The sequence below is a fragment of the Microcoleus sp. B4-C1 genome, from assembly GCF_036705285.1.
In the GTDB taxonomy this organism is placed as follows: domain Bacteria; phylum Cyanobacteriota; class Cyanobacteriia; order Cyanobacteriales; family Microcoleaceae; genus Microcoleus.
In genome coordinates this window covers 133857-156925 of sequence record NZ_JAUBUC010000003.1, presented here as the reverse complement: position 1 = coordinate 156925, position 23069 = coordinate 133857, and the positions used below count along the sequence as shown (strand labels likewise).

Genomic DNA, 23069 nt, shown 5'->3' with positions numbered 1-23069 from the left:
TAAAAAAACTTTCTCGATCAAACCTGAGAATCAGTCTGCAGGTTTGGTCTTCTTTTATATTACTTCGCCACTGGAATGCCAGATATTTGCAACTGAAGTTTTTGACCTGGATAATCTGTCAGCGTCAACGAAACTTCCTTAGCATTTTCTAGCAAAGCTGTGGGAATACTCACCGTACCGTAAAACACCTGCCCGTTGGGGGGCAGTTCCGACGGCAAATCCTCGGCAGTCGCGCTCAGGGCCCGGCCACGATCGTCAGTGACGTTCAAGAAACTGTAGAGAAACCTCACAGCTTGGGAGCCTTCATTTTTCATGCTCACGTCTAGCAGCATGGAATTGTTGCGCTGACTGGCCGCGCTCACTTCCAGAGTTATTCCCCCGTCGCGACTGTTCAGGGGAAACTTGGCGCTGGCATTTTGTGCAGCCGGTTTTTTGGCCGCGGCTGGTTTAGAGCTTGCCTTCTCTGTTTTAGTATTTGCCCCGGCCGTTTTTTCGGGATCGCGACCTTCTACCCGTGCTTTGACGGTTGTGAGAATGTCTTTTTCTTTCAAAATGCTCACTTGGTCTTTGCTAGCGGTCTTTCCAGGCTTGCCGCTGCCAGCATTGTTGCTGGGACGAACATCGGGTTGAGTCGTTCCTTGCAAGGCTTCGCGACCTATAGTAAATCCCCAAACAGAACTCGTCACGCCTGCTCCAAACATGAGAGCGAGCAGAATTAGAGTCAGCACTACCGTCGAATTCACTGCCATTGCCTATAAGTTTATGCCGAGTCCTAGAAACTGCTTTGTCCGGTCGATCGGCTTGCCTAACATTGGCTAACAGGCGATCGGGACTCAGCCGCTCTAAAGATTTTGATTTTTGTTCTCTAGTTCTAGCACGGACTGAGAAATTATGTTATAATTCATTTTGAGTTAGGTCGAAGAAATCGATTTAACGGCAGTTGGCCGAGCGGTTTAGGCAGCGAACTCATAATTCGCCCCAGGCAGGTTCAACTCCTGCACTGCCGATTTTTAATAACTTAGGACGCTCAGCGCCCGAAAAACCCCGTTTCTTCCTAGAGGATTGCTTACCCAAAAGCCCCTATTCTGGTAGAAACCGGGTTTTTTACGTTGTCAGCGGGCGGAAACGAAGTATTTTGCTCGGTGATGGACGCAAAAAGTGGCTTGACGCGCTACTTACAGCGCACCCTAAGTAGTTTATTTAGCTGGACATTGTTTAACAGTCATTTGTGCCCAATCTAAAATCTAAAATCTAAAATCTAAAATCTAAAATCTAAAATCGTATTATCCCTTAATTAACTCCACTCCGTCGCGCCCGTCGATATCTTGAACGTAAACCTTAACTTGTTCTTCCTTTGCAGTCGGCAACTTTTTACCCGTAAAATCCGGCTGAATCGGTACTTCTCGGTGGCCGCGATCGACTAATACCGCTAACCAAATTTTCTCCGGCCGCCCGTAATCGTTTACCGCATTCAAAGCCGCTCGACTCGTTCTGCCTTTATATATAACGTCATCTACCAACACCACAGTTTTGCCCGTCAAATCGAAAGGAATTTCTGTTTTAGCCGGTGTCCGCATCGCAACTCGATCCAAGTCATCTCGATAAAAGGTAATATCCAAAGCGCCCACGGATACTTTGACTTGTTCGAGGACTTCAATTTGATCTGCCAAAATTTGAGCTAAAGGCACTCCTCTACTATGAATGCCCAACAGCACTAACTCCGAGGGATTCCCTGATTTTTCGACAATCTGGGAAGCGACGCGGGTGAGAGTGCGCCTCACTTCATCAGGGGATAAAATTTGGATAATTTTAGTCATGGGTTGCTGCGAGCTAATTGTTGGCTGTTGGCATATCGAACAATTTGAGATTTGAGATTTGAGATTTGAGATTGACTTGACAGATGAATCTGGGGGTTTGAACTAAGGTCAATCGATTGCGCGATTTTAGATTTTAGATTTTAGATTTTAGCATTGACTTGCGCGAGATAAATACGTTCGGCAAGTTTCTCGGATACAGGTTTTTTATTTCTGGACGGATGAATCACGTGGCGGGTATCCTGGATGCGGGAATTGTCAAAACTTTTTTTGCTTCTGTCGGTGGCTTATATCTGTCTTCTGCTGGGCTTACCCGGAACGGATGAAAAGCAGATGCTGCGATTGCTTAGCCGAGGACGAACAATCACAGAAATACGTTATTTATGCCTGCTGGACTGTTCTAGTGAGGTCATCAGTTAGCGACTCAAACATAATAAGGTATAAAAAAGCAATGATAGTCCCAACCAAATCAGAAAGCAATACCGAGTTAATTGCAATGCTTGGCAAATTAGCGGCGCTGCGATCGGGTGAACCGGCTCGCCTAACAGCGGTTTGTGTTTGAGAACTCCGCGATAGGAATTAGTACCTCCTAGTTGCACTCCCAAGATGGCGGCGTAAACGCACTCGCTCCAACCGGAATTGGGGCTGGCATCTTTAACAGCATCTCTCTGACAAATCTGCCAAATGTAAATCGGTTTGCCCGATATAACGGCTAAAGTAATCACTGTTAGCCGGCAAGGAATCCACGTCAGCACGTCTTCTAGTTTGGCGCTAAACCATCCTAAATCAGTGTATGGCGCTTCTTTGTAGCCGATCGTAGAATCTAATGTGCTGGCTGCTTTGTAAGCGATCGCCAAGGGGACTATAGCACTCGCCCACATCGAGTTAGGATCGATCGGCGCACCGGTAACACTTAATAATAGATGTGGCAGAGCGAACCCAAGTAAGGCATAAAATAGCGGTGCTGTCACGCCATCGACTGCATTCTCTGTTACAGTTTCTAACAATGCTCGCAGAATTTCTGGCTCGGATAAGTTTTCGGTATCCCGGCCGACGTAAAGGCTCAACCTTTCTCGCGCCTTGACTAAATCTCCAACATTTAAAGGTGCTAGCACATCCTCTGCTGCCGCCCTCAAACTGCGACCTGCAAAACAGCTTGCCAGCAAAATGGTCTGTATGGCAATACCTAAAAGAGGATGTACCCAACTAGCAGCTTGGGCGATCGACCAACTGACAGTATAACTGCCTACAATCAGCCCGATCGCTAGTATTGTACCAGCACCTCGTAGCAGCAGTTTGTGCTGCTCGCCAGCGGGACTATCCCCGGCTTCAGGCATTTTGCCTGCGGGATTATTCCATATATTAAAGACAAGTCGAGTATAACGGTCGATCGCCCAACCCATCGCCTGCACGGGATGCGGCCAACCCCAAGGATCGCCGATCGAATAATCCAACACCGCAGCTAAAATTAAAACAGGAAATTCATCCGGCATCATTATATATTGTGTCAAACTTGATAGTCCGTCAATCCATTTTAGATTTTAGATTTTAGATTTTAGATTTTAGAATTGAAGAAAGCGACTCCACCGATCGATCCGGGGACTGGCGATGGGGAGCGAGGATCTTTTTTCTCGCTCCACGGATGAATCCGGGGGGCCGAACCATCTTCCTTCATTGTCACAGCAGGAGTTATCGCCCCAGAGAGCAGATTTTAACTCCTGCTACCCTTGCGGACTTTGATTTTTTGAGGGGCGATTTTATAGTAGAAGAAAGAAGGAAGAAGCAATAAAGGCAAGGGTTTGAGCAATTCAAAACCTCATCATCATCAGGCGTGGTTGCTCTAACTGCTGAGATTACTGTAGTCGCCCAGCAAGTGTACGTTCTCCTCCCAATTAACACCGTCAAACGGTAGAATCTCAAAGTGTTTGATGGCATCGTCGTCAAGACAGCGGACGTTGACATCGAAATGATCTGGATGCGATCGGGGGCGATAGAACGAGTGAATGCCGCAAATTCGGCAGAAAGTATGTTGAGCAGTTCCTGTATTAAATGTATAGGTTGTCAAAACATCTTCGCCACTGAGCAAGGTAAAACGTTCCGGCGGCACAATGAGATGCAAAAATCCCTTCTTTTGACAGATAGAGCAGTTGCAATCAGATGCTTCGTGTTTGTCAACGGCTACACGGAAGCGGACAGCTCCGCAGTGACAGCCACCAAAGTAAGTAACAAGTGTTGCGTCCATGTGTGATTGCTGGCGATCGAATGAATGAACTTACCATTTAAATGATAAAGCTAGTTTCTTCCCCAAGAGCCGCTTGCCAACTGCGGACATCATAGTATAAGTCTTCGAGGGAAATACTGTACAGCGCTTCGGCAAGTTTTTTGTGCAATCGGTTCCACAAACTGAATGTTACCCAGTCCTCTGCTTGCGTCGCGTCGGGAAAATGTCGAGGTAAAGGTTCAATAGTTTCACCTACAGCCTCTAAGATTTGTCCTAAAGAGATTTGAGCGGGCATACGGGCTAATTGATATCCACCTTGGGAACCCCGAACAGATTGGACTAAACCTGCTCGTCGCATTTCAATCAGCAATTTTTCTAGATACGGAGCAGGTAACTCCTGTCGCTTCGCTATCGATTTCACCGATGTCGGGCCAAAGCGAGGTTGCAAACTTAGATCCAGTAATGCTTTGACACTGTAGTGTCCGCGTGTGGTTAACTTCATGGGATTTTAAGAGCGGGGCAAATATTCAGCTAGCTGATAGCTGATAGCTTATGCTACCGAGTTTAGAGATTGCTCGCACCGGTTGCAGCTACTCCTCAAGAAAGACTGCAGGTTGTTAAAAATATTTAGATAATAGTGGTTAACAATTGAGCCGATCGGTGTAATATAGTTTTACGACCAGCTATAAAGCTAAAGTTTCTTGGTCAAACCAAAAACCAACCGAGAAAAAATCCGTACACCAGTTGAATATTTCAGGACTCAGTAAATGGCTAAAAAGAAAAATATCGAACCCCTTGAAGGCGAAGATCTGATCAAAAAGGTCAAAGACCTAGAGAACCTTACCAAGGAAGAAAAAGCTAGAGCCTGTGGCTACTACACCGTTACTAAGAACGGCGTAGAACGGGTCAACATGATGAAATTCCTGAATGCGCTGATTGATGCAGAAGGCATTCAGCTAGACGGGAAGCAAAACGGCAATGGACGCGGCGGACGCTCTGCCAGCTATCGGATTAGCGTTCAATCTAACGGCAACTTACTGATTGGAGCTGCCTACACCAAACAGATGGAACTCCAGCCAGGAGATGAATTTGAAATCTCTCTGGGACGCAAGCACATTCACCTGCGCCAAATCGATCGCGAAGAAGAAGAATCCTAGGCTTTTACGACTTGCTTTGACTTCTTGCTTGAACTGGTTGGTTTGACTTCAAGCATTGACTGCGAGCAGAGAATTGGCTCTGAAATCTTTCTGCGAGCCTAAAACACTATGGCTTCTATAGATGGCAATGGCTCGACAAAAGCCACTGCCACCACTTTATATTTTGCGAGAATACCTATTCTCGCCCCTCGCTATATCCGTTTGGACAAGCGGGGGATTTTCCGCGTAGCTGTTGAAGAGAAGTTCTGCAGCCGATTGTGTACGGGATTTAACGGATGTAAGGCATGGATGTTCACCAAGGGATTGTATAGCGGATTTAACGGATGAATGTTAAGTTTCGATGGTCGAGGTTCCAGGCAAGAAGCAGGTTAGGTTGAGCTACGAAACCGAACAAAGCAAGAAAATGGCGGAGGTATTCTGGGCCAAGAGTGCGTAATACCCGTTTAAAATTTAAAAAAAATAATGCAACTGTCGGCAAACTCCAAAGCACGAGCTTCCTCATTCATCCCTAATTATTTAATCTAAAATCTAAAATCTAAAATCTAAAATTGTATAAGTCTCGTGCTTGCTCCTGAGTTGTGTCTGTGTGGGAGGGGTTTTGAGGGGAAGGAAACACCTCGATCGCCCGTAAGTGAAATTACAGGCTGGAACAGTTAAAGTGTTAGGGAGCAATTAGTCATCAGCCTATGCCGTTGCCCCAATTCGCGAGTAAAACTTCTCAACACCAAACAAAAATCTCCCTGCGTCACCTTCTAGTGGCCTCTTTTGTGCTGCAAATCGTCGCCGTAGTCGGGATTGTCGGGTATCTGTCCTTTCGCAACGGAGACAAAGCAGTCGAAGAGCTCGCCGAGAAATTGATCGCGGAGACGGGGAAGAGAGTTGAAGAAAAGCTGATTTCTTTTCTCGAACCTACCCAGTGGGTAAATCAACTTAACGCCTCGGCGATCGAGCGCGGTGAATTAAACTTACACTTAGAAAAGCCACAGCCTGGGGGAGAGAAGTTCCTCTGGCAACAAATGCGATCTTTTAAAAACATTCAATGGATATCCTTCGGTGCTGAAAAATCAGGAGAATATCTCGGCATTTGGCGCAACCCCACGGATCACAGCTTGCAAATTGTCGCGGCGAACAAGTCTACCAACTTTCAGAGCATATACTACGCTACAGACGGCAGAGGCACTCGCACCGCTAAATTAAAGGCAGAACCCGGAACCTACGATGCCCGTCTCCGCCCCTGGTACAAAGAAGCTGTCGCAGCTAACAAACCGATTTGGACGAGCATTTATCCGGGTTTTACTCCAGGGACTGTTTTTATTGCTGCTAGCCAACCGATTCGCGATCGAAATGGTAAATTGCTGGGAGTTAGTGCCGTAGACTTCTCGCTCTCGGATCTTCAGCAATATCTCCATCGCATCAAGCTTAGCAAAACGGGACAAATTTTCGCGATCGAACGATCGGGCTTGGTGGTTGCCAGTTCGAGTAAAGAATCACCCTTTAGAAAGATTTCTGGAAACCCGCAACTGCAGCGGCTAAATGTTTTAGAGAGCCAAACTCCTGTCATTCGCACGGCAGCTAAATATTTGTACGAACACTTCGGGGGCTTTGGCGACATTAAGCAGCGGCAGCAACTGAAATTTAGCCGAGACGGGCAGGAATATTTTGTGGAAGTGCTGCCGTTTTCTGATGTTTATGGTTTGAACTGGCTGATTGCGATCGCAGTTCCCGAATCCGATTTCATGGGGCAAATTAACAAAAATACGCGCACTACAATTTTACTTTGTTTGGTGGCGCTACTGCTATCGACCATGGCTGGAGTGCTGACAGCGAGGTGGGTAACGCTGCCGCTGCTGCGGCTCAACGAAGCAGCTAAAGATATTGCCGCCAGAGAGTTCGATCGCCCTGTTGCTGTCAGTAGGCTTGAGGAAGTCGGCGAATTAGCCGAGTCTTTCAACGAGATGGCAGCTCAACTGAAAAAGTCTTTTCAAGCTTTGGCAGAAAGTGAAGAAAAATTTGCCCAACTGGTAGAAAATTTGCCTGTTGGAGTCGCGGCGATGACTCCGGGCGGCGCAGTTATTTTCATGAATTCGGCGGGAGAGCAGATATTGGGCAGGGGAGAAATGCCCGATGCTACCGCAGCAGAGCTACCACAAGCTTATCAAACTTATATAACAGGAACCGATCAACTTTACCCGGCCGCTCAAATGCCGTTTGCACGGGCGTTGAGTGGCTTCGAGGTGATTGCGGAAGATATGGATATTCGCCGAGACGGGAAAAATATTCGTTTGGAAGTGCGAGCGCTGCCGGTGTTTGACGGTGCGGGGAATATCCTTTATGTTCTTAATGTTTTTAAAGATATTACGGCTCGCAAACAGGCAGAGCAAATATTGGCTGACTACAACCGTACTCTCGAAATTGAAGTAGTCGATCGCACGATCGAGCTAGCCTCGATCAATGCCCGCTTGCAGCTCGAAATTGAGGAGCGCAAGCAAGATGAAAAAATTATCCGTCAACAGCGCGACTTTAACTTAAAGATTATCGAAAATTCTCCGATTTTTTTTGTGGCGATCGACTCTGAGGGTAAAATCCTGCTGGCGAATAACTGTATGCTGGAAGCGGTGGGCTATACTGCCACAGAAGTTGTAGGCAAGGATTACTTAGCGACATTTGTACCCCCAAGCGATCGAGCCGGATTACATTCGATTTTTACGGGCGTAACAGCGCGGGAGCAAACGGTTAACGAACATCGCATTCTCACTTCTGACGATCGGACTTTGTTAGTTGAGTGGCACGGCACACCGGTGCTCGACGAAGGTGGCAGCCTGGATTTCTTGTTTGGATTTGGGATTGATATTGGCGAGCGCAAACAAGCACAATTAGCCTTGCAAAAAAGCGAAGCTCTGTTTCACAAATTAGCCAACACTGTTCCCGGAGAACTTTACATATTCGTGCAGCATCCCGACGGATCAGTCAAGATGGAATATATCAGCCCTCTGTGCCGAGAAATTCAAGAATTAGAGCCGGAGGCAATCCAGAACAACTCTGCTTTACTCTACGAACAAATGCACCCGGACGATCGATCCAGTCACTTCGAGGCAATTGTCAAAAGTGCCACTGATCTAGAACTATTTTCCCACGAGTGGCGGATTGTGACAGCATCGGGAAAACTCAAATGGCTGCAAGGTTATTCTCGACCAGAATTGCGCGAAAATGGAGATATTGTCTGGCACGGCATAATCCTTGATACGAGCGATCGCAAACAAGCAGAACAAGAACTCCAACAAGCCAAAGAAGCCGCAGAAGCTGCCAACAAAACTAAAAGCCTCTTTCTCGCCAACATGAGCCACGAATTGCGAACCCCCCTCAACGCCATTCTCGGCTTCGCTCAATTAATGGAACCCAGCGCTAATTTAAGTTTGCCGGAAAAAGAAAATATCAAAATTATTCGCCGCAGCGGAGAACACCTGCTCCAACTGATCAATCAAGTCTTAGACTTATCTAAAATTGAAGCGGGGCGCATGACACTCAACGCCAAATTTTTTGACTTGTACCGCTTGCTGGGGGACGTGCAAAATATGTTTCAGATTCCGGCGACAAATAAAGGATTGCAATTAATTATTGACTGCTCTCCCGATGTTCCCCAATACGTGCAAACTGATGATGTCAAGTTGCGACAAGTCCTAATTAATTTATTAGATAATGCGGTTAAATTTACCACTTCGGGTTCAGTTTCAGTTACTGTGGAGCCGAATAAAAAACAAATAATCAAGCCTATATTGAACGAAGCTTTTGATTTTGTGGAAACTCAAAATACAGTCATTATTTCCTTTGCAATAGCAGATACAGGAGTTGGTATTTTCCCGGACAAATTAGAAAGCATATTTGAATTATTGGTGCAAACTGCATCTGAAAAAAAAGTTCAAACAGGTACGGGTTTAGGATTAAATATCAGCCGCGAGTTCATAAGATTAATGGGCGGCGACATTACCGTCGAGAGCGAAGTGGGACAAGGGACTGTCTTCAAGTTTGATATTCAAGTTGTTACCGCAGCGGGTGCTGGTGAAGTCATCAATAAATATGTTGAAGTCAATGATTTATCACAAAGTTCAAGAATGGTACAAGAAAAAATATCTGATAGTGCTGCAATATTTACGCTGGACTCCAAGCCGAAAGTTTCCCCAGAATGGACGAGCAATCTAAAACAGGCAGTCCGTGAGGCTGACTTTGACTTGATTGCCACAAGTATTGAGGAAATCGGCAGCGATAATGATGTTTTTGCGGAAATTCTGATGAATCATCTATATAATTTTGATTATCAAAAAATACTAGATTTGATTGATGAAATTGAGCGATAGGGGGCTGAGCTTTCGAGTGCGCCGAAGCCCACCTTATCTATAAAGTAGCTGTTCTGCATAGATGCTCCCCGAACAGTTATTTTAGCTGCTGCCACAAGAGTCATGAGATGGCATAAGGTGTTCGTTCAGACTCTCAATACACTATGATAATCATGTTTGATTTACTGCTAATAATTGAGTGGTTGACTTGACTTTTTTGAAGCTAAAGTTAACCCCCCCGATCGCCCTTTTGGTAAGGGTAAATCGAGGGGGTTAACTCTTATTTGTCAAGTATCTGAGGATATCAAGCAGGGTTCGCTTCGGCTCGTCTTTGTAACAGGCGGGCAATTTCAGCTTTTTCTACAAGTCCTACTAGGACACCGTTTTCGCGAATGACGGGGAGTTCTTGTACTTTGAGTTGTTCCAGAAGGGTGACGACTTCAAGGAGGGATAATTCTGGTTTGACGGTGGTGGAAAATTCGATCGGCTTCAGGAGTTCTTTGACTAAAACTTCGGGCCAGCGTCCGGTAGGAATGGTTTTGAGGTCATCAAGGTCGATCGCACCTACCAATTGTCCGGCATCATCTGTTGCCAGGAACCTGCGCCAGGTTTGAGCGCTACCGATAACGTAGTTGTTGGCAAATTCTCTGAGGGACAAGTCTTGGGAGACGATCGGACTTTCGGGGGTAACAGCATCTGCGGCTGTCAATCCTGCCAGTTGATTTTGGACTGTGGCATATTGGGCAGATTGACCGGCATTTTGCAGTAAGAACCAACCGATTACTAAATTCCAAATATTGCCGAACACGCCTGTAGCAATGGCAATCCAACCAATTATTTGACCGACGCGGCTAGCAAAAATTACACCTTTGTAAGGGTTGCCAGTAATTTTCCAGACAATTGCTTTGAGGATGTTGCCACCGTCGAGGGGCAAACCGGGAATTAAGTTAAATAAGGCTAGAACTAAGTTGATGGAAGCTAAAAGTCCCACGATGGCTGCTGCGGGGCCTGTGAGTCCAGCACCGATGCCTATGGCTGTTAACAAACCGGATAAAAATAAGCTAACCAACGGGCCCGCAATTGCTACCCAAAATGCTTCGGCTGGGGTTTTGGATTCTCTTTCTAAATTAGCCAGTCCGCCAAACAGAAATAGCGAAATCGATTTCACGCCAATTCCCTGTTTAATGGCTACCCAACTGTGTCCTAATTCGTGGGCTAAGACGGAAGCAAATAACAGTAACGCTGTGAATAATCCCAGCATCCAGGGCGCTACGGGGCCCAATGTGGGAAACAGGGCAGCTAATGCGCCGCCGTACTGCCAGGTTACTAAACCCAGAACTAAAAACCAAGATGCGTTGACAAAGAAGGGAATCCCAAACAGGTTGCCGACGCGAAATGTACCGTTCATAATGGCTACCTCTGATTTTACGAAGGAGAGGTTTTTCTCTCTGTCTCCTTATCGTAACGAAACGTAACGGCGATGTTAATGCTTCCATTAGGGTGTTATCCGTCTGTGGAGGTTCGGTTTGCGGAATCATCATTGGCAAATGCGGTTGAGTCCGCCTGGGGTTAAAAATCCCTGTCTGAAAGCGGAAGTCCTCGCTATGAGGGCTGATGAGGATATTTTCTTTTATTTTCTGTTTGAGTTTTGAGTCGGTTTTAACTCAATAAGCTGTGGAGCATTTAAACCACTAACGAGGCTTGTATGGTGCGTCAGGAGTGAACACTTACGCTTACAAGGGAAACACTTCTGTACGCTGGGCACCCTACTATCGTCTTTTAAATGCCGAACAGCTTACGCTTGGGTTAAAACTGTTTATTCCGGGCGAGATCCTCCTCGCATCCCCCTTGCTAATCAGGGTGAATTAATTTTCGGAAAAATCAACTAAGCTGATTGGAGTAATTGCTGACGTTACCTGAATGATTGAACTGGTTTATCTCGGCACTGAAAACCGAAAAGCAACTCACTGATATTTTCAAGTTGGTTAGCCATCAATCTTAAAGCGCAGGGGTTGAGTATTCGTACTACTCATCCGATCTTTCGGGAGCATCTTAATATTTGTAAAAACACTTCTTCTGGCTCCTTCCTTCTGACTTTTTCCTCCTGCCCCGCAGCAAGATGGCCTCAAAACTCTAATTTCTAGCTAGTCTGCTTTCATTGAGATGCTCCCTTGTCACCCTCCGCGATCGCAGAGCGTTATTATAACTTGATGAGGGAAAAGATCCCAAATTGGTTCTATAAATTGTACTTGACCACGAATTTCAAAGGTGGTATCAAGCCCCCGGATTTACCCGTGGAATCAATCCAAAATCGAAAATCGAAAATCCTCAAGAAAGAGCATTTATCTCGCGCAAGTCAATTCTTTAATCTAAAATCTAAAATCTAAAATCTAAAATCGATTGACTTTAAGGGCAAGATATAAAGGAGCATCCTGTCAATAGCGGTTCTTTTGAACCCATTTGAGATATTTATGGCGATCGACAGACAACGGGCGATCGACTCGCACCCTCCAAGATGTCAAATGGGTTCTATACCAAATTAGATGAGCTTACCGGGCTTATTGTACCATATTCATTTGTTTAGATGGATGTGTTAATTTACTTGAAAATGGAAAAAGCCGTCGTAAAAGGACGGGGTTTTAAACCCAATCTTCTGATAAAAAACCCTCGCCTCACCCGTAAAAAATGTTGCCAAATTTATTGAGTAAAGTACGAATTTATACTTGTTGCCTAACAGTCTTGGTGTTGGGTGGCTGCCAGCAACAGCTACAGCCAACCTTGCAGCAGCAGCGCAGCAAACAGGGGATGGCAGTTTCCGCTCACCCTCTGGCGAGCGCTGCGGGGCTGGCCCTGCTGCAACAGGGCGGTAATGCAGTGGATGCAGCGGCTGCTACTGCTTTGGCGATTTCGGTGGTGGAGCCTTTTTCGGCGGGTATCGGTGGCGGGGGTTTTTTACTGCTGCGACGGGCCGAAACGGGGACTGTGCAAGCGCTGGATTTCCGGGAACGAGCTCCGAAACGGGCGACGCGGGATATGTACCTCGACAAGCAAGGCAAGGTGCGCCAAAGGGCAAGTCTGGACGGGCATTTGGCGGCGGGTATTCCGGGCACTGTTGCTGGACTTTATACGGTGCACCGCGAGTATGGTAAGTTGCCGTGGGCACAGGTGGTGGCGCCGGCGATCGCCCTGGCTGAAAAAGGCTTTCCGGTAAGTTCGCGGTTTACCACGGCTACCGGGCGACGACAGGATGTGCTCAAAAAAAACCCGGCGGCGCGGGAGGTTTTTACTCGTGGTGGCATTTTATACCAGCCGGGTGAGCTTTTGGTGCAGCGGGATTTGGCGCGGACATTGCGACAGATTGCACAAAATCCGCAAAGTTTTTATACCGGGGACATTGCGCGGGCGATCGCCGCCGACATGGCTAAAAATGGCGGCATTATCACTCTCGAAGATTTGAAAAACTATACGCCGATTTGGCGAAATCCGGTTTGTGGCAACTTTCGGATTTACGAAATTTGCGCGATGTCGCCTCCTTCTTCCGGCGGCGTTCATTTGTTGCAAATCTTAAATATTCTGGGAGATACGGATCTCAAGAGGTTGGGAAGGCAAAGTCCAGATACTTTACACTTGCTGGCGGAGAGCATGAGGATTGCTTATGCTGATCGGGCTGAGTATTTGGGCGACCCGGATTTTGTGAGTGTACCAGTCAAAGCTCTAACTAGCACCAATTATGCCAAATTGAGACGATCGCAAATCCAAATGTCAAAAGCCAGACCCTCCAGCGAGGTAAAAGCTGTTGACGCTGAAACTTTGAACCGTCTCCTGTGGGAGTCTCCCGAAACTACCCACCTCACGGTAGTTGACAAAGAGCGCAATGTGGTATCTTTGACGTTTACAGTGAATGGCGGTTTTGGGGCTGGAGTCGTGGCTGCAGGTACGGGAATTTTGCTCAACAACGAGATGGATGATTTTGCAGCGGCGCCAGGAGTGCCGAATTTGTTTGGTTTGGTGGGCGGGGAGGCAAATTCGATCGCCCCTGGGAAAACTCCTTTATCCAGCATGACGCCGGTCATCGTGACAGAAAATGGCAAATTTCGCCTCGCTGCGGGGGCTCCCGGAGGCAGCACGATTATTACTACGGTGTTGCAAATTGTGCTGAATGTGTTGGTTTACGACATGAATGTTGGTGAGGCTGTATCCGCACCGAGGATTCACCATCAGTGGCTGCCCGATCGGCTGATGGTGGAACGGGGAGGTTTTGAGGCTGCGACGCTTTCGGAGTTGCGGCGGCGGGGACACCAGATTGTCGAAGGTGATGGCTGGGGCAATGCCAATGCGATCGTCCTGACTGCAGACGGTTGGTTGGAAGGGGCTGCAGATCGGCGCGGCGAAGGAGAAGCAAGGGGATTTTAGTCAACAGTCAGTCGATTAGAGATTTTAGACTTCGACGCGCCGTCGAGTCGCACTCAGTCGAAGGATTTTAGATTTACTCCAGAGATCAATCTGGGATATTGAACTAGGGTCAAAAATTTTGATCTCTCTACGACAGGAATCGGGGGCTTGTATGGTTTTTTTTGGCGAGGTAATGAGTCATTAGTCATTAGCTATTAGTCAGGAGTCATGAGTCATTAGTCATGAGTCATTAGTCATGAGTCATTTGGGAGAGCGCCAACGGTATCAAAACCAGGTTTTTTGGGTTGCCAGTGCGTAAGGCATAAAATTATTAGTCTGTGTACTTGTATTTTTGCCTCCGTATTTTTGCGCTGAGGTTTATAGGCTGACAAACTGCCAATAACTACCCAAAAAAATAACCACACAAAGCGTAAATCTACTTATATGTAAAGTTATTGTAAAGCTACTAGACATTAATAGTTATATAATGTAAAAATTAAGGTGTGCAGAGAATCAGGTTTGTATCTTTTAGGAAAAATTTATGATAATTACTCACAAAACTGCTGCCTTAACAGCTACATTAACTACTGCTCTGAGTTTGTTGGCAGCGCCAGCCATGGCATTTTCGGTAGGGGCAACGAATAACACTGAGACTTTGAAAAATAATTTATTGGGAGCTAATACAGTCGGCTTGAGTAATTTTTCTGTTTCAATTACGGGTAATTCGGCTGCTTTTGGTACTTTCACTAATGACCCCTTCGGTTTGACATCAGGAGTTGTTCTGAGCACTGGTAGAGTCACCGATATACCGGGTCAGAATCGGAAAGATAACTTCACGACAGAGGACAGCGATTTAAGCACGGATTTTGGTGCTAAGGGTGAACAAGGGGATACGACTCAGCTAAACCTCAGCTTTTTTGCTAATAGCACTGTTCAAAAGTTATTCTTTCAATATGTATTTGCTTCTGAGGAGTTTCCTGAGTTCGGCGGTTCTAATAAATATAATGACAATTTTGAACTGCTGCTGAACGGCACTAATTTGGCAAAATTGAGCGACGGAAAAACTGTTACGATTAATAATCTTGTTCCCGATCCATATAATCGCTCTAAAGATCACCCCGACTATATTGACAACCCAAGTTGGACAGGTATTGCTGCTAACATCATTAAGCTCGACGGTTTTACTAAAGTTTTAGGTTTTGAGGGTTTGCTCAAGCAAAATCAGACGAATGTTCTCAGCATCCGCATTAAAGATGTGGGCGATGGCTATTTAGATTCTGCTGTATTTATTAAAGGCGGTTCTCTGGAGACGGTTCAACCTGAGCCGGTTCCCGAACCGATGACTGTGGGGGGTTTGATGGCGGGAGGCGCTATGCTGGCTGCTGGACGAAAGTTACGCAATCGCCGTGGTGGAAGTAATTAATAAGGGAAGGAAGTTCGGCAACGGATTCGCTGGCGCGAGATGTAACGGATGTCGGGGAGAAGGAAGAAGGAAGAAGGAAGAAGGAAGAAGGAAGAAGGAAGAAGGAAAAAACAGAACAGGAACCATGTTGGCGGTTGCTGTAATATGAATCTCGATTAGCCGTGTGGGAGACAGAAAGGGGGTTTGATGAACGAACAAATCTCGTTGCAGTTGTTGAACCGGGTAAAAAAACTCGGTTTGTGCGATCGCGATCGCGTAATATCATGTCAAGTAATTTAAGCATTATGGGTACGCAGCGAGGAATGCAAGTCCTCATAGAATTCTGACGACGAATGCCCTCACTACGAACCAATTTTATTGCGGTTGTGCTAGCGGAAAGAATATAAGTTTTAATCCCAAATTCGCAAAGGGCGGATTTTTTTGTATTTGGAGTTGCAGCAAATATTGCGGGTAAAACCCGCGTCTACAACCACTGACTAAAAACTAAATAATTTAGCTATGAACAGTACCGTCGGGTAAGATTGTACCTGTTAATGTAGTCCGGGTAAGTTTGACCATAACTCGATCGCCGTAACCGATTTTCGCTCCTGTTAAGTCAGCACCGCTCAAGTCAGCACCGCTCAAATCGGCTCCGATTAAGTTGGTTTCTCTCAAGTTGGCATTGATCAAACAAGCCCCTAACAAATTAGCCCTGAACAAGTTAGCTTGGTGCAAATTCGCGCCTGTGAGATTGACGTTGTGTAGAAAAGCATCACTTAAGTCGGCTTCACTCAGGTTTGCATTGCTCAAGTTTCTCCCTGAAAAATCCTTTTCTTTTAAGGAAGCTCCTTTGAAGTTGGAACCGCTCAAATCGGGAGCTTGGGGCCCAGCTTGGCGGTAAGACTGAGATGGCGGCGGCTGCGATTGGTAGCGGGACGCCTCTGAATAGGGCCCTGCAGGGTTTCCCCCATAGTTTCCCGCATAATTTCCAGGATATTTCCCTGAAGAGGGTTCAGAAGAGTAGCGGGGTTCTTTTGGGGTGGCCGGTGGTGGCTGAGTGTTTTGCTGCTGGGTGTTTGGATACTGAGTATTTCTGTACTGAGCGTTTTGGTACTGAGTATTGGGTTGCTGAGCGTTTTGGTACTGAGTGTTTTGGTACTGAGTATTGGGTTGCTGAGCGTTTTGGTACTGAGTGTTTTGTTGCTGAGTGTTTCTGTACTGAGTATTTTGTTGCTGGGTAGTTTGTTGCTGAGTATTTCTGTACTGAGCGTTTTGTTGCTGGGTAGTTTGTTGCTGAGTGTTTCTGTACTGAGCGTTTTGTTGCTGGGTAGTTTGTTGCTGAGTGTTTCTGTACTGAGCGTTTTGTTGCTGGGTGTTTTGGTGCTGGGTATGTTTGTGCTGGGTGTTTTGTTGCTGGGTGTGTTTGTGCTGAGTATGTTTGTGCTGAACGTTTTGATTCTGACCTCTTGGTTGAATCGATCGCAATTGTTCGCGAGCTTGATTAATTTCCTTAATCTTCTCTTCAGCTTTCTGTAGTAGTCTGGGATTGTCTTTGGGGATGCGATCGGGGTGCCAAATGAACGCTAAATCCTTGTAGGCTTGGCTAATTTCTTCTCTGGAAGCTCCCGGCAACAGTCCCAGCACTTTATAGTATTGGTCGAGGTCGTTCATTGTACCACCTTTCGCTTTAAGAAATTAGAAATTAAAAATTAAGATCGGAGCAAAAGCCGTTCTCAAAGCTTGCGTGTCCGATCGTACATTAGATGAACAATAACTCAGCTAAGCCGCTGCTGGCAAAAAGTCTCGAATTCGCTGCAAGTATGTTGCGGCATCCTCCAGCATCGGAAAGTGAGCCGTATTCGGAATTATAACAAATTCTACTTTTTTGCTGAGGGAGGCTGCTTGCTCTCCCATGGCGGCGGGAATAATTTGGTCAAATTCTCCGGCCACAAGCAGTGTGGGAACACTCAGCCGCGCAAATTCTTGGGGCATTTCCTCGGCTGCTCTTTTACTGACTGCCGTCACCATTGTACCTATAGCAGCTTGCTCGTCTGCCATTAAAAAATCCTTGAGAAACGCCAGACTGACCTCTGTGGGCAGGGAACGGCGCAAAAACCGGGCCATAAATAGCCGATCGGCAAAGGGAATCGATGCCAACCAAGAGGGTCTAAATCTTACCACATAGCCACCGAATTTGTGAAAAGTTGTAAAGGCTTTTTCATCGTATTCAAAAATCCCGCTGCAAGTGAGAATTGCTTTTTCTACTTTTTCGGGGTAAAGGTTGAGAAATAAAGTAGCAATTGATGCTCCTGTGGAGTGAGCATTGAGAAAGACGCGGCTTAAATTCAGAGATTCTAATAATTCAGCTAAGTCGCGGGCGTAGGTTTCGAGTTCGTAGCTGGACTCAGGAGGCTCTTTCGGCAAGGGCGATCGACCAAAACCTCTCATATCGTAGAGCAAACAATCAAAATCATCAGCAATAGCCCGTGCCGTGCTTTCCCAGTAGCGCGCTGATCCCGCCCAGCCGTGGAGAAATACCATCACTGGTTTCCCGCTGGGTTGGGTACTGTTATCTGCCGTTATCCACTCGTAATAATGTTCTACACCGCGAATTGAAATGAAAGACATGATATTGATTTGGGATTCTGAGATTTTAGATTTTAGATTTTAACTCATAATTGTTCAGTAAATACCAAAATTCCCGACTTCTTTAAAAAGTCAGGAATCTCAAGACTACATCCCTCAAAAAATTCTGCGTTAATCTGCGTCAATTTGCCCACATCTGCAGTCAAAAAATACCAACATAAAAACTAATCATAAATCTTAAGCAGCAGAAGCAGCCAACCAAAATAAACCATCTACCAAAAGCGTGCTTAACACCGCGCCGCTGAAAGCGCGCCAGTGCAGTTCTCGATCGCGCAAACTCAGCAAACCGACTGTTAGCAACACAGCGATTAAAACTAAAGCACAGCCTATGCCCCAAGGAGTTTCGATTTGACCGATCGCACTTTGAAAAATCGGCATAGCTAATTCCGGTTCCGCGTGCATCACTTGCCGCCAGTAGGGCATCAACCCAGTTAAATAAAAATATAAATCGGTAATAGCAGTGCCAAATAGGGAACCCAAGTAAAAATAGCTGCCAACTTTTCCCCAAGATTTGCCCAAGCACCAAATAGCAAAAGGCAAGCCAATTGCTTCTATAGGTAGATGTAAAATTGGTTCCCATCTAAACCAGCCCCAATAGATAGAACCTGCCAGCCAGCATCCGGCAAATCCTAATAATAAATCTCCCCAAAGTTGTGTTTTGGGGCGGAAAATTAGAATTAAACTCAAAACGAACCAGGGGATAGTTGACAGCAAACTGATGGTTGGATATAAACGCACTAAGGGTGCTTGCACGAAGACTGGAATTGAGACTAAAAATGCTGAGGCGCTAAATATCAACCACTGTTTGATGCTGTTTGTTGTGGCTGAAGAGACAGAATTGTCGAGGCGGGCGATGGTGGCAATAGGTGCGATCGCTGAGGATACTAAATTTAGATTAAACAACTGATTGGACTCCGTATTGTTTCAATAGGTGGACTAAAAATTGTGCTGCGGTTGTGGGTGCGAGAGTCTCAATGCCGGCGGCGGTTTGGCTGAGGTGCCAGCCTTTTGCCGTTTGGGGAGCTCGCCATAAATCCAAATGTTCGATCGCGGGATCTGCATAAAAGCTTTCTCCACCGCCACCGAGAATTGCCGAACTCCAGTGCGTAAAGCGATCGTGGCTGATTCGGTGGATGGGAAAATTGCCCCCCAGGGGTACTCCCCAACCGTCTAAGGCAAAAAAAGCCCCGACTTTGCCACCAAGTTGCTGCCACATCCAAGCCGCCCCGATCGCCCCGGCTACTCCTGCCGAAAAGCTGACAAATACTAGACTTTCTCCTGCTAACTTTTCGCTGCACAAAAAGTGCAATATGTCAAGAGCTGAGAAAGGCGGATATTTATGAGCGGGAAAAATCTTGACACGATCGACTATTTGCTGGTTTTGGCGATCGGCTGCCACTCCCCAAAGCCCCGAAAGTCCCGTCAGGAAACAGTCGGTTAGCTTTGGTTCGTGAACTCCGGGGCAAATTACCAGTCTCATAGTTCGTCAAGAAAGTTAATATAGTTCGCAACATAACTTTATCATATAGCTATTATATCATATACTACCCCAGGGGATAGGGTGTTAAACTTATAATAGAGTCAAGTTTGAAGAGTATCCCCCCAAGTTAAAACCTGGGAACGCTCCAAACCCCATTAATCTGAGGCAAGGTCAGGGAGTCTTAAGAAAACATGAAACTTATCCCCCCCCGCCCCATCTCCTGTCAAGCTTAGCAAAGGCTGATTCTAGTTTTAAGCAGTTCTGTATTTAGATTTAACTTTTGGGGCGGCGTCGAAGCTGACCCCACAAAAGCTTAAACAAACAGGATTGTGAAAATTAAGAGGCCTGCCAGCTTAGCTGCCCTACGAATTTCGGGTCAGGGTCAATCGATTTTAGATTTTAGATTTTAGATTTTAGATTGACTTGCGCGAGATAAATGGGGGGGAGGCAAGGATTTTCGATTTGGGATTGATTCCACGGATAAATCACGTGGCGGGTACCACCTTTGAAATTCTTGGTCAAAAAACCTACTTAGGACTGATGCCCATCAATCCGGTTTCTAGGATAAATAAGAGGTTTAACCGGGAAGTATGGGCGCAGAAACCGGGAATCAGCCCCGCGCACGTCAGTCGTGCGATCGATCGCACACAATGAAAAATCTCCGATTCACCCTTCATCCTGTTTGGATCTCTTAGAATAAATAAAATTGAGGAATACAAAGTGGTTGCTTCTCCAGAAAAAATCGATTTCAAAACATCTGCAGCACCCGCAAGTAACGATCGCGTTGCTGTATTGCTGATGGGTTATGGCGAAGTCGAAAGCTACGACGATTTTGCCAACTACAACGAACAAGCTTTAAATTTGCTTACGGCAAAGTTTGCGCCAGTACCGCTTTGGATTTATCCGCCGCTGGCGAAGATTTTAGCAATCTTTGACTTGCACGAGTGGAGTCACCAACACGGTCAATTCGTTTCGCCGCACAATGCAATTTTTGAACAGCAGCGCGCTGGGATTGAAAAGAATTTACAGGAGAAATGGGGCGATAAAGTAAAAGTGTTCAAAGCTTTTAACTTTTGCGCGCCGTTTTTGCCGGAACAAGTAATTCCGCAAATTCAAGCAGAAGGATTTGACAAAATTCTGATTTATCCGCTGTTGGTAGTTGATTCTGTTTTCACCAGTGGCATTGCAGTCGAACAGGTGAATAAAGCTTTAGCACAAACCTTTGATGGTAAGGAACATTGGGTAAAAGGACAACGCTACATTCCTTCTTTTTACGATGAACCTGCTTACATCCAGCTAATGGCGGATTTGGTTGAACAGGAAATTAAGAACGATTTAGCTGTAGCGCATTTGCCTTCTCAGATTGGGATTGTGCTGATGAATCACGGTTGTCCGCACAAGGCGAAGGGCTTTACTTCGGGTATTGTGGAAAGTCAAGCTTTGTACGATCGCGTGCGGGAACGTTTGATGTATCGCTATCCTTTGATTTCGGTGGGTTGGCTGAATCACGACACGCCACTGATTGAATGGACACAGCCGGATGCGACGTTGGCTGCGAAGAATTTGATTGATTTGGGTGCAACTGCGATCGTCTTTATGCCGATCGGATTTGCGACAGAAAATCACGAAACATTGTTAGATGTTGACCATGTTATTGAGTCTTTGCAGAAACAGCGTCAAGGAGTTACTTACCGCAAATTACCTTGCGTTAACGACCATCCAGAGTTTCTGAAAATGGCGGCTGAGTGGGCAAATCCGCAGATTGAAGCGTTGTTGAGTGAAACTGCGATCGCTGTTAATCCGAGTTTGGCTGTGGCGCACCGCGAGCACAGCCATTCTCACGGGGAACACGGGCATTCTCATGGCGATCACGGACACAATCACGGTGGACATTCTCACGGTGGGCATTCTCATGGTGATCACGGACATTCTCATGGCGGGCACGGGCACAGTCATTAATTAGGACTTAGGCCTGAGAGCTCAGAAACCGGGTTTTTTGCGAAGATACTGCATGGAAATGGCAGATTTAGTGAAAAACCCGGTTTCTTTTTTTGGGGTGCGTAGGTCGAAGTTTGGGCGAAAAGGGCGATCGTCCTTTGGTGTTTTTAGGGAAAGGGCGATCGACTTTTTTACAAGCAGCTATGAATTCTTAGGAATTACGCAACACCCCCTAGAGATATTGCGTTAAGATGAAAACTAAAGTTTTTCCAAGATTTGAAAAATTTAGACACTGTTAAACTCAACCACCGCCCCATCTGCCATTCTCTTAGCAAACGGAAGTTATATCAATGACATCCTACGCCTTAAACTTACCCGTTCAGTTACAGCAAGAAGCTGAAAAATTGGCCACACTCCAAGGCATTTCCTTCGATCAGTTTATTCTCTGGGCTGTAGCCGAAAAAGTCGCTACTCTCAAGCAGCGGAATGACGATCCGGCTTTTCCTGAAATCACCTATGTGCGCGGCGCTAGCGGCGAACTCGTTCCGGTTTTGCGCGGCACTCGGTTGCGGGTGCAAACAGTAGTCATCGCAGCGCAGAAATGGGGTTTTTCTCCAAACCAAATTGCCACTGAGTATGACTTAAGTGAAGATCGAGTGAACGATGTTCTCGCTTTTTATGCGGCTCACCATCAAGAAATAGACGCATCTATTGCCGCTGAGCAAATTATTGAAGCTGCTAATGTCTAAACCGCTATTGCATCTAGATGCCGATACCTCTATTAAAGCTTTGCAAGCCGCCCTTTTATCTCACAGTCACGATGTCACTCGGACACCGACTGAGTGGATGGCTTTAGATGCTAGCGATGAGGCTCAATTGCTAGAAGCAACAGCGCGAGGGCGGTGTATTTTTACGTTTAATATCCGGGATTTTCAGGTTTTAGCTCAGCGTTATCCCGAACATGGTGGCATCATTTTGGCTGCTCAAAACAGTTGGACATTATCTAGTCTAATTGCTTCGCTCGATCGCCTGCTTTCAGAAACACAATCTGCTGACTGGAAAGGGCAAGTCCGCTGGCTTAATCAGTGGCGAACCTAATCCTATCTTGATATTGAGGTAAAAAGCCGATCGTCCTTTGCTTTTTTTAGAGAAAGGGCGATCGCTTTTAAAATGAAAAATATATTGCTAGTAATCCAAATAATAGTTCATTTCAAATTCAAGAGTGGAAGCTCCTCCTTGACGTTTCCCAATACCGTACCTAAATTTACATACATTTCCTGGAAACTTGATCCAATTTTTTCCTCGATTAGAAAGTATATGAAAATCAACACCTGACCAATCATTGCTACCGCAATATTGCACATTGTAAAAAAATGCTATTGAATCACCTGCTTGGAAAGGGCTTAAAGGGTCTATATAAAATCCTCCTATTTGTCTAGCATTTCCTCTATCTCTTACAGGATATTGTCCAAAACCACATTCATCCTGACCGTCACTAAATTGGCAACGTCCTCTTTTTTGATCGCCTGATAATGCCCAAGGATCTCTAGCAATAGATACAGGCGCAGTTACTAAAAAACCTAAAACAAGACAAGTTGAAACCAATAAAAACTTTGTACGCATTGTTTTGTAGAATTTAACTAGGATGTGTGAAGAATTAAGTTTTTATACTAAGACATCATACAATC

Annotated in this window: 21 protein-coding genes and 1 tRNA gene; 11 read left to right on the top strand and 11 right to left on the bottom strand. The window is 45.9% G+C overall.

Annotated elements, in window-relative coordinates; genetic code table 11:
* Positions 1 to 59: 59 nt before the first annotated feature.
* Entirely contained in the window at positions 60 to 749 is a 690-nt protein-coding gene (locus QUB26_RS02340) for a hypothetical protein (RefSeq protein WP_333083996.1), read from the bottom strand.
* Between the two features lie 185 nt (positions 750 to 934).
* Between QUB26_RS02340 and QUB26_RS02335 the strand changes: the two genes are divergently transcribed.
* Positions 935 to 1007 (top strand) — tRNA-Ile (locus tag QUB26_RS02335).
* A gap of 276 nt (positions 1008 to 1283) precedes the next feature.
* Here QUB26_RS02335 and pyrR read toward each other — a convergent pair.
* The 4 genes from pyrR to QUB26_RS02315 all read right to left on the bottom strand — a co-directional run bounded on the left by pyrR (position 1284) and on the right by QUB26_RS02315 (position 4537).
* Positions 1284 to 1817, bottom strand: a complete 534-nt coding sequence (gene pyrR, locus QUB26_RS02330; protein WP_333055026.1) for a bifunctional pyr operon transcriptional regulator/uracil phosphoribosyltransferase PyrR — start codon at positions 1815 to 1817, stop codon at positions 1284 to 1286.
* 413 nt (positions 1818 to 2230) lie between these two features.
* Complete coding sequence (gene cbiB, locus QUB26_RS02325; protein WP_333243991.1) at positions 2231 to 3310, bottom strand: adenosylcobinamide-phosphate synthase CbiB; 1080 nt, start codon at positions 3308 to 3310, stop codon at positions 2231 to 2233.
* A gap of 344 nt (positions 3311 to 3654) precedes the next feature.
* Entirely contained in the window at positions 3655 to 4056 is a 402-nt protein-coding gene (locus tag QUB26_RS02320; RefSeq protein ID WP_333055028.1) for a GFA family protein, read from the bottom strand.
* Between the two features lie 37 nt (positions 4057 to 4093).
* A complete protein-coding gene (locus tag QUB26_RS02315) occupies positions 4094 to 4537 on the bottom strand; it encodes an Rrf2 family transcriptional regulator (protein ID WP_333149870.1) in 444 nt (147 codons plus the stop codon).
* A gap of 265 nt (positions 4538 to 4802) precedes the next feature.
* On the opposite strand from QUB26_RS02315, the gene QUB26_RS02310 reads away from it, so the two are divergent.
* From QUB26_RS02310 to QUB26_RS02300, 3 genes are all read left to right on the top strand, one after another.
* Positions 4803 to 5192: an AbrB family transcriptional regulator gene (locus tag QUB26_RS02310; RefSeq protein WP_015179394.1), complete on the top strand. Its 390-nt coding sequence runs from the start codon at positions 4803 to 4805 to the stop codon at positions 5190 to 5192.
* 108 nt (positions 5193 to 5300) lie between these two features.
* A complete protein-coding gene (locus tag QUB26_RS02305) occupies positions 5301 to 5519 on the top strand; it encodes a hypothetical protein (RefSeq protein WP_333291687.1) in 219 nt (72 codons plus the stop codon).
* Positions 5520 to 5878: 359 nt separating this feature from the next.
* Positions 5879 to 9544 carry a PAS domain S-box protein gene (locus QUB26_RS02300; RefSeq protein WP_333316391.1) on the top strand — a complete coding sequence of 1222 codons (3666 nt, stop codon included), beginning with the start codon at positions 5879 to 5881 and terminating at the stop codon, positions 9542 to 9544.
* Positions 9545 to 9827: 283 nt separating this feature from the next.
* Here QUB26_RS02300 and QUB26_RS02295 read toward each other — a convergent pair whose 3' ends face one another.
* Positions 9828 to 10931: a site-2 protease family protein gene (locus tag QUB26_RS02295; protein ID WP_333208807.1), complete on the bottom strand. Its 1104-nt coding sequence runs from the start codon at positions 10929 to 10931 to the stop codon at positions 9828 to 9830.
* A gap of 1277 nt (positions 10932 to 12208) precedes the next feature.
* Here QUB26_RS02295 and ggt point away from each other — a divergent pair.
* Entirely contained in the window at positions 12209 to 13936 is a 1728-nt protein-coding gene (gene ggt / locus QUB26_RS02290; protein ID WP_333316389.1) for a gamma-glutamyltransferase, read from the top strand.
* Positions 13937 to 14456: 520 nt separating this feature from the next.
* Positions 14457 to 15338, top strand: coding sequence for a choice-of-anchor L family PEP-CTERM protein (locus tag QUB26_RS02285; RefSeq protein WP_333316387.1), 882 nt, complete (start codon positions 14457 to 14459; stop codon positions 15336 to 15338).
* A gap of 492 nt (positions 15339 to 15830) precedes the next feature.
* Here the strand turns inward: QUB26_RS02285 and QUB26_RS02280 are convergent, their stop codons facing one another.
* The 4 genes from QUB26_RS02280 to QUB26_RS02265 form a co-directional block, all read right to left on the bottom strand.
* Positions 15831 to 16988, bottom strand: a complete 1158-nt coding sequence (locus QUB26_RS02280) for a pentapeptide repeat-containing protein (protein ID WP_333316386.1) — start codon at positions 16986 to 16988, stop codon at positions 15831 to 15833.
* Between the two features lie 108 nt (positions 16989 to 17096).
* Complete coding sequence (locus tag QUB26_RS02275; protein ID WP_333316384.1) at positions 17097 to 17945, bottom strand: alpha/beta hydrolase; 849 nt, start codon at positions 17943 to 17945, stop codon at positions 17097 to 17099.
* Between the two features lie 195 nt (positions 17946 to 18140).
* Positions 18141 to 18866 carry a DUF3120 domain-containing protein gene (locus QUB26_RS02270; protein ID WP_333243942.1) on the bottom strand — a complete coding sequence of 242 codons (726 nt, stop codon included), beginning with the start codon at positions 18864 to 18866 and terminating at the stop codon, positions 18141 to 18143.
* Positions 18859 to 19443 carry a hypothetical protein gene (locus QUB26_RS02265; protein ID WP_333316382.1) on the bottom strand — a complete coding sequence of 195 codons (585 nt, stop codon included), beginning with the start codon at positions 19441 to 19443 and terminating at the stop codon, positions 18859 to 18861. The genes QUB26_RS02270 and QUB26_RS02265 overlap by 8 nt, the downstream gene beginning before the upstream one ends.
* Positions 19444 to 19932: 489 nt before the next feature.
* Between QUB26_RS02265 and QUB26_RS02260 the strand changes: the two genes are divergently transcribed.
* The 5 genes from QUB26_RS02260 to QUB26_RS02240 all read left to right on the top strand — a co-directional run bounded on the left by QUB26_RS02260 (position 19933) and on the right by QUB26_RS02240 (position 22479).
* The gene (locus QUB26_RS02260; protein ID WP_333316379.1) at positions 19933 to 20097 is read left to right on the top strand and encodes a hypothetical protein; all 165 of its coding nucleotides are present in this window, start codon (positions 19933 to 19935) and stop codon (positions 20095 to 20097) included.
* Positions 20098 to 20163: 66 nt separating this feature from the next.
* Positions 20164 to 21402, top strand: coding sequence for a ferrochelatase (locus QUB26_RS02255; protein ID WP_333316377.1), 1239 nt, complete (start codon positions 20164 to 20166; stop codon positions 21400 to 21402).
* 52 nt (positions 21403 to 21454) lie between these two features.
* The gene (locus tag QUB26_RS02250; protein WP_333316375.1) at positions 21455 to 21631 is read left to right on the top strand and encodes a hypothetical protein; all 177 of its coding nucleotides are present in this window, start codon (positions 21455 to 21457) and stop codon (positions 21629 to 21631) included.
* 100 nt (positions 21632 to 21731) lie between these two features.
* Positions 21732 to 22130, top strand: a complete 399-nt coding sequence (locus QUB26_RS02245; protein ID WP_333133341.1) for a DUF433 domain-containing protein — start codon at positions 21732 to 21734, stop codon at positions 22128 to 22130.
* Positions 22123 to 22479, top strand: a complete 357-nt coding sequence (locus QUB26_RS02240; RefSeq protein WP_333316373.1) for a DUF5615 family PIN-like protein — start codon at positions 22123 to 22125, stop codon at positions 22477 to 22479. Before QUB26_RS02245 ends, QUB26_RS02240 begins: the two co-directional genes overlap by 8 nt.
* Positions 22480 to 22566: 87 nt before the next feature.
* Here QUB26_RS02240 and QUB26_RS02235 read toward each other — a convergent pair whose 3' ends face one another.
* Positions 22567 to 23004, bottom strand: coding sequence for a hypothetical protein (locus QUB26_RS02235; protein WP_333316371.1), 438 nt, complete (start codon positions 23002 to 23004; stop codon positions 22567 to 22569).
* Positions 23005 to 23069: the final 65 nt, after the last annotated feature.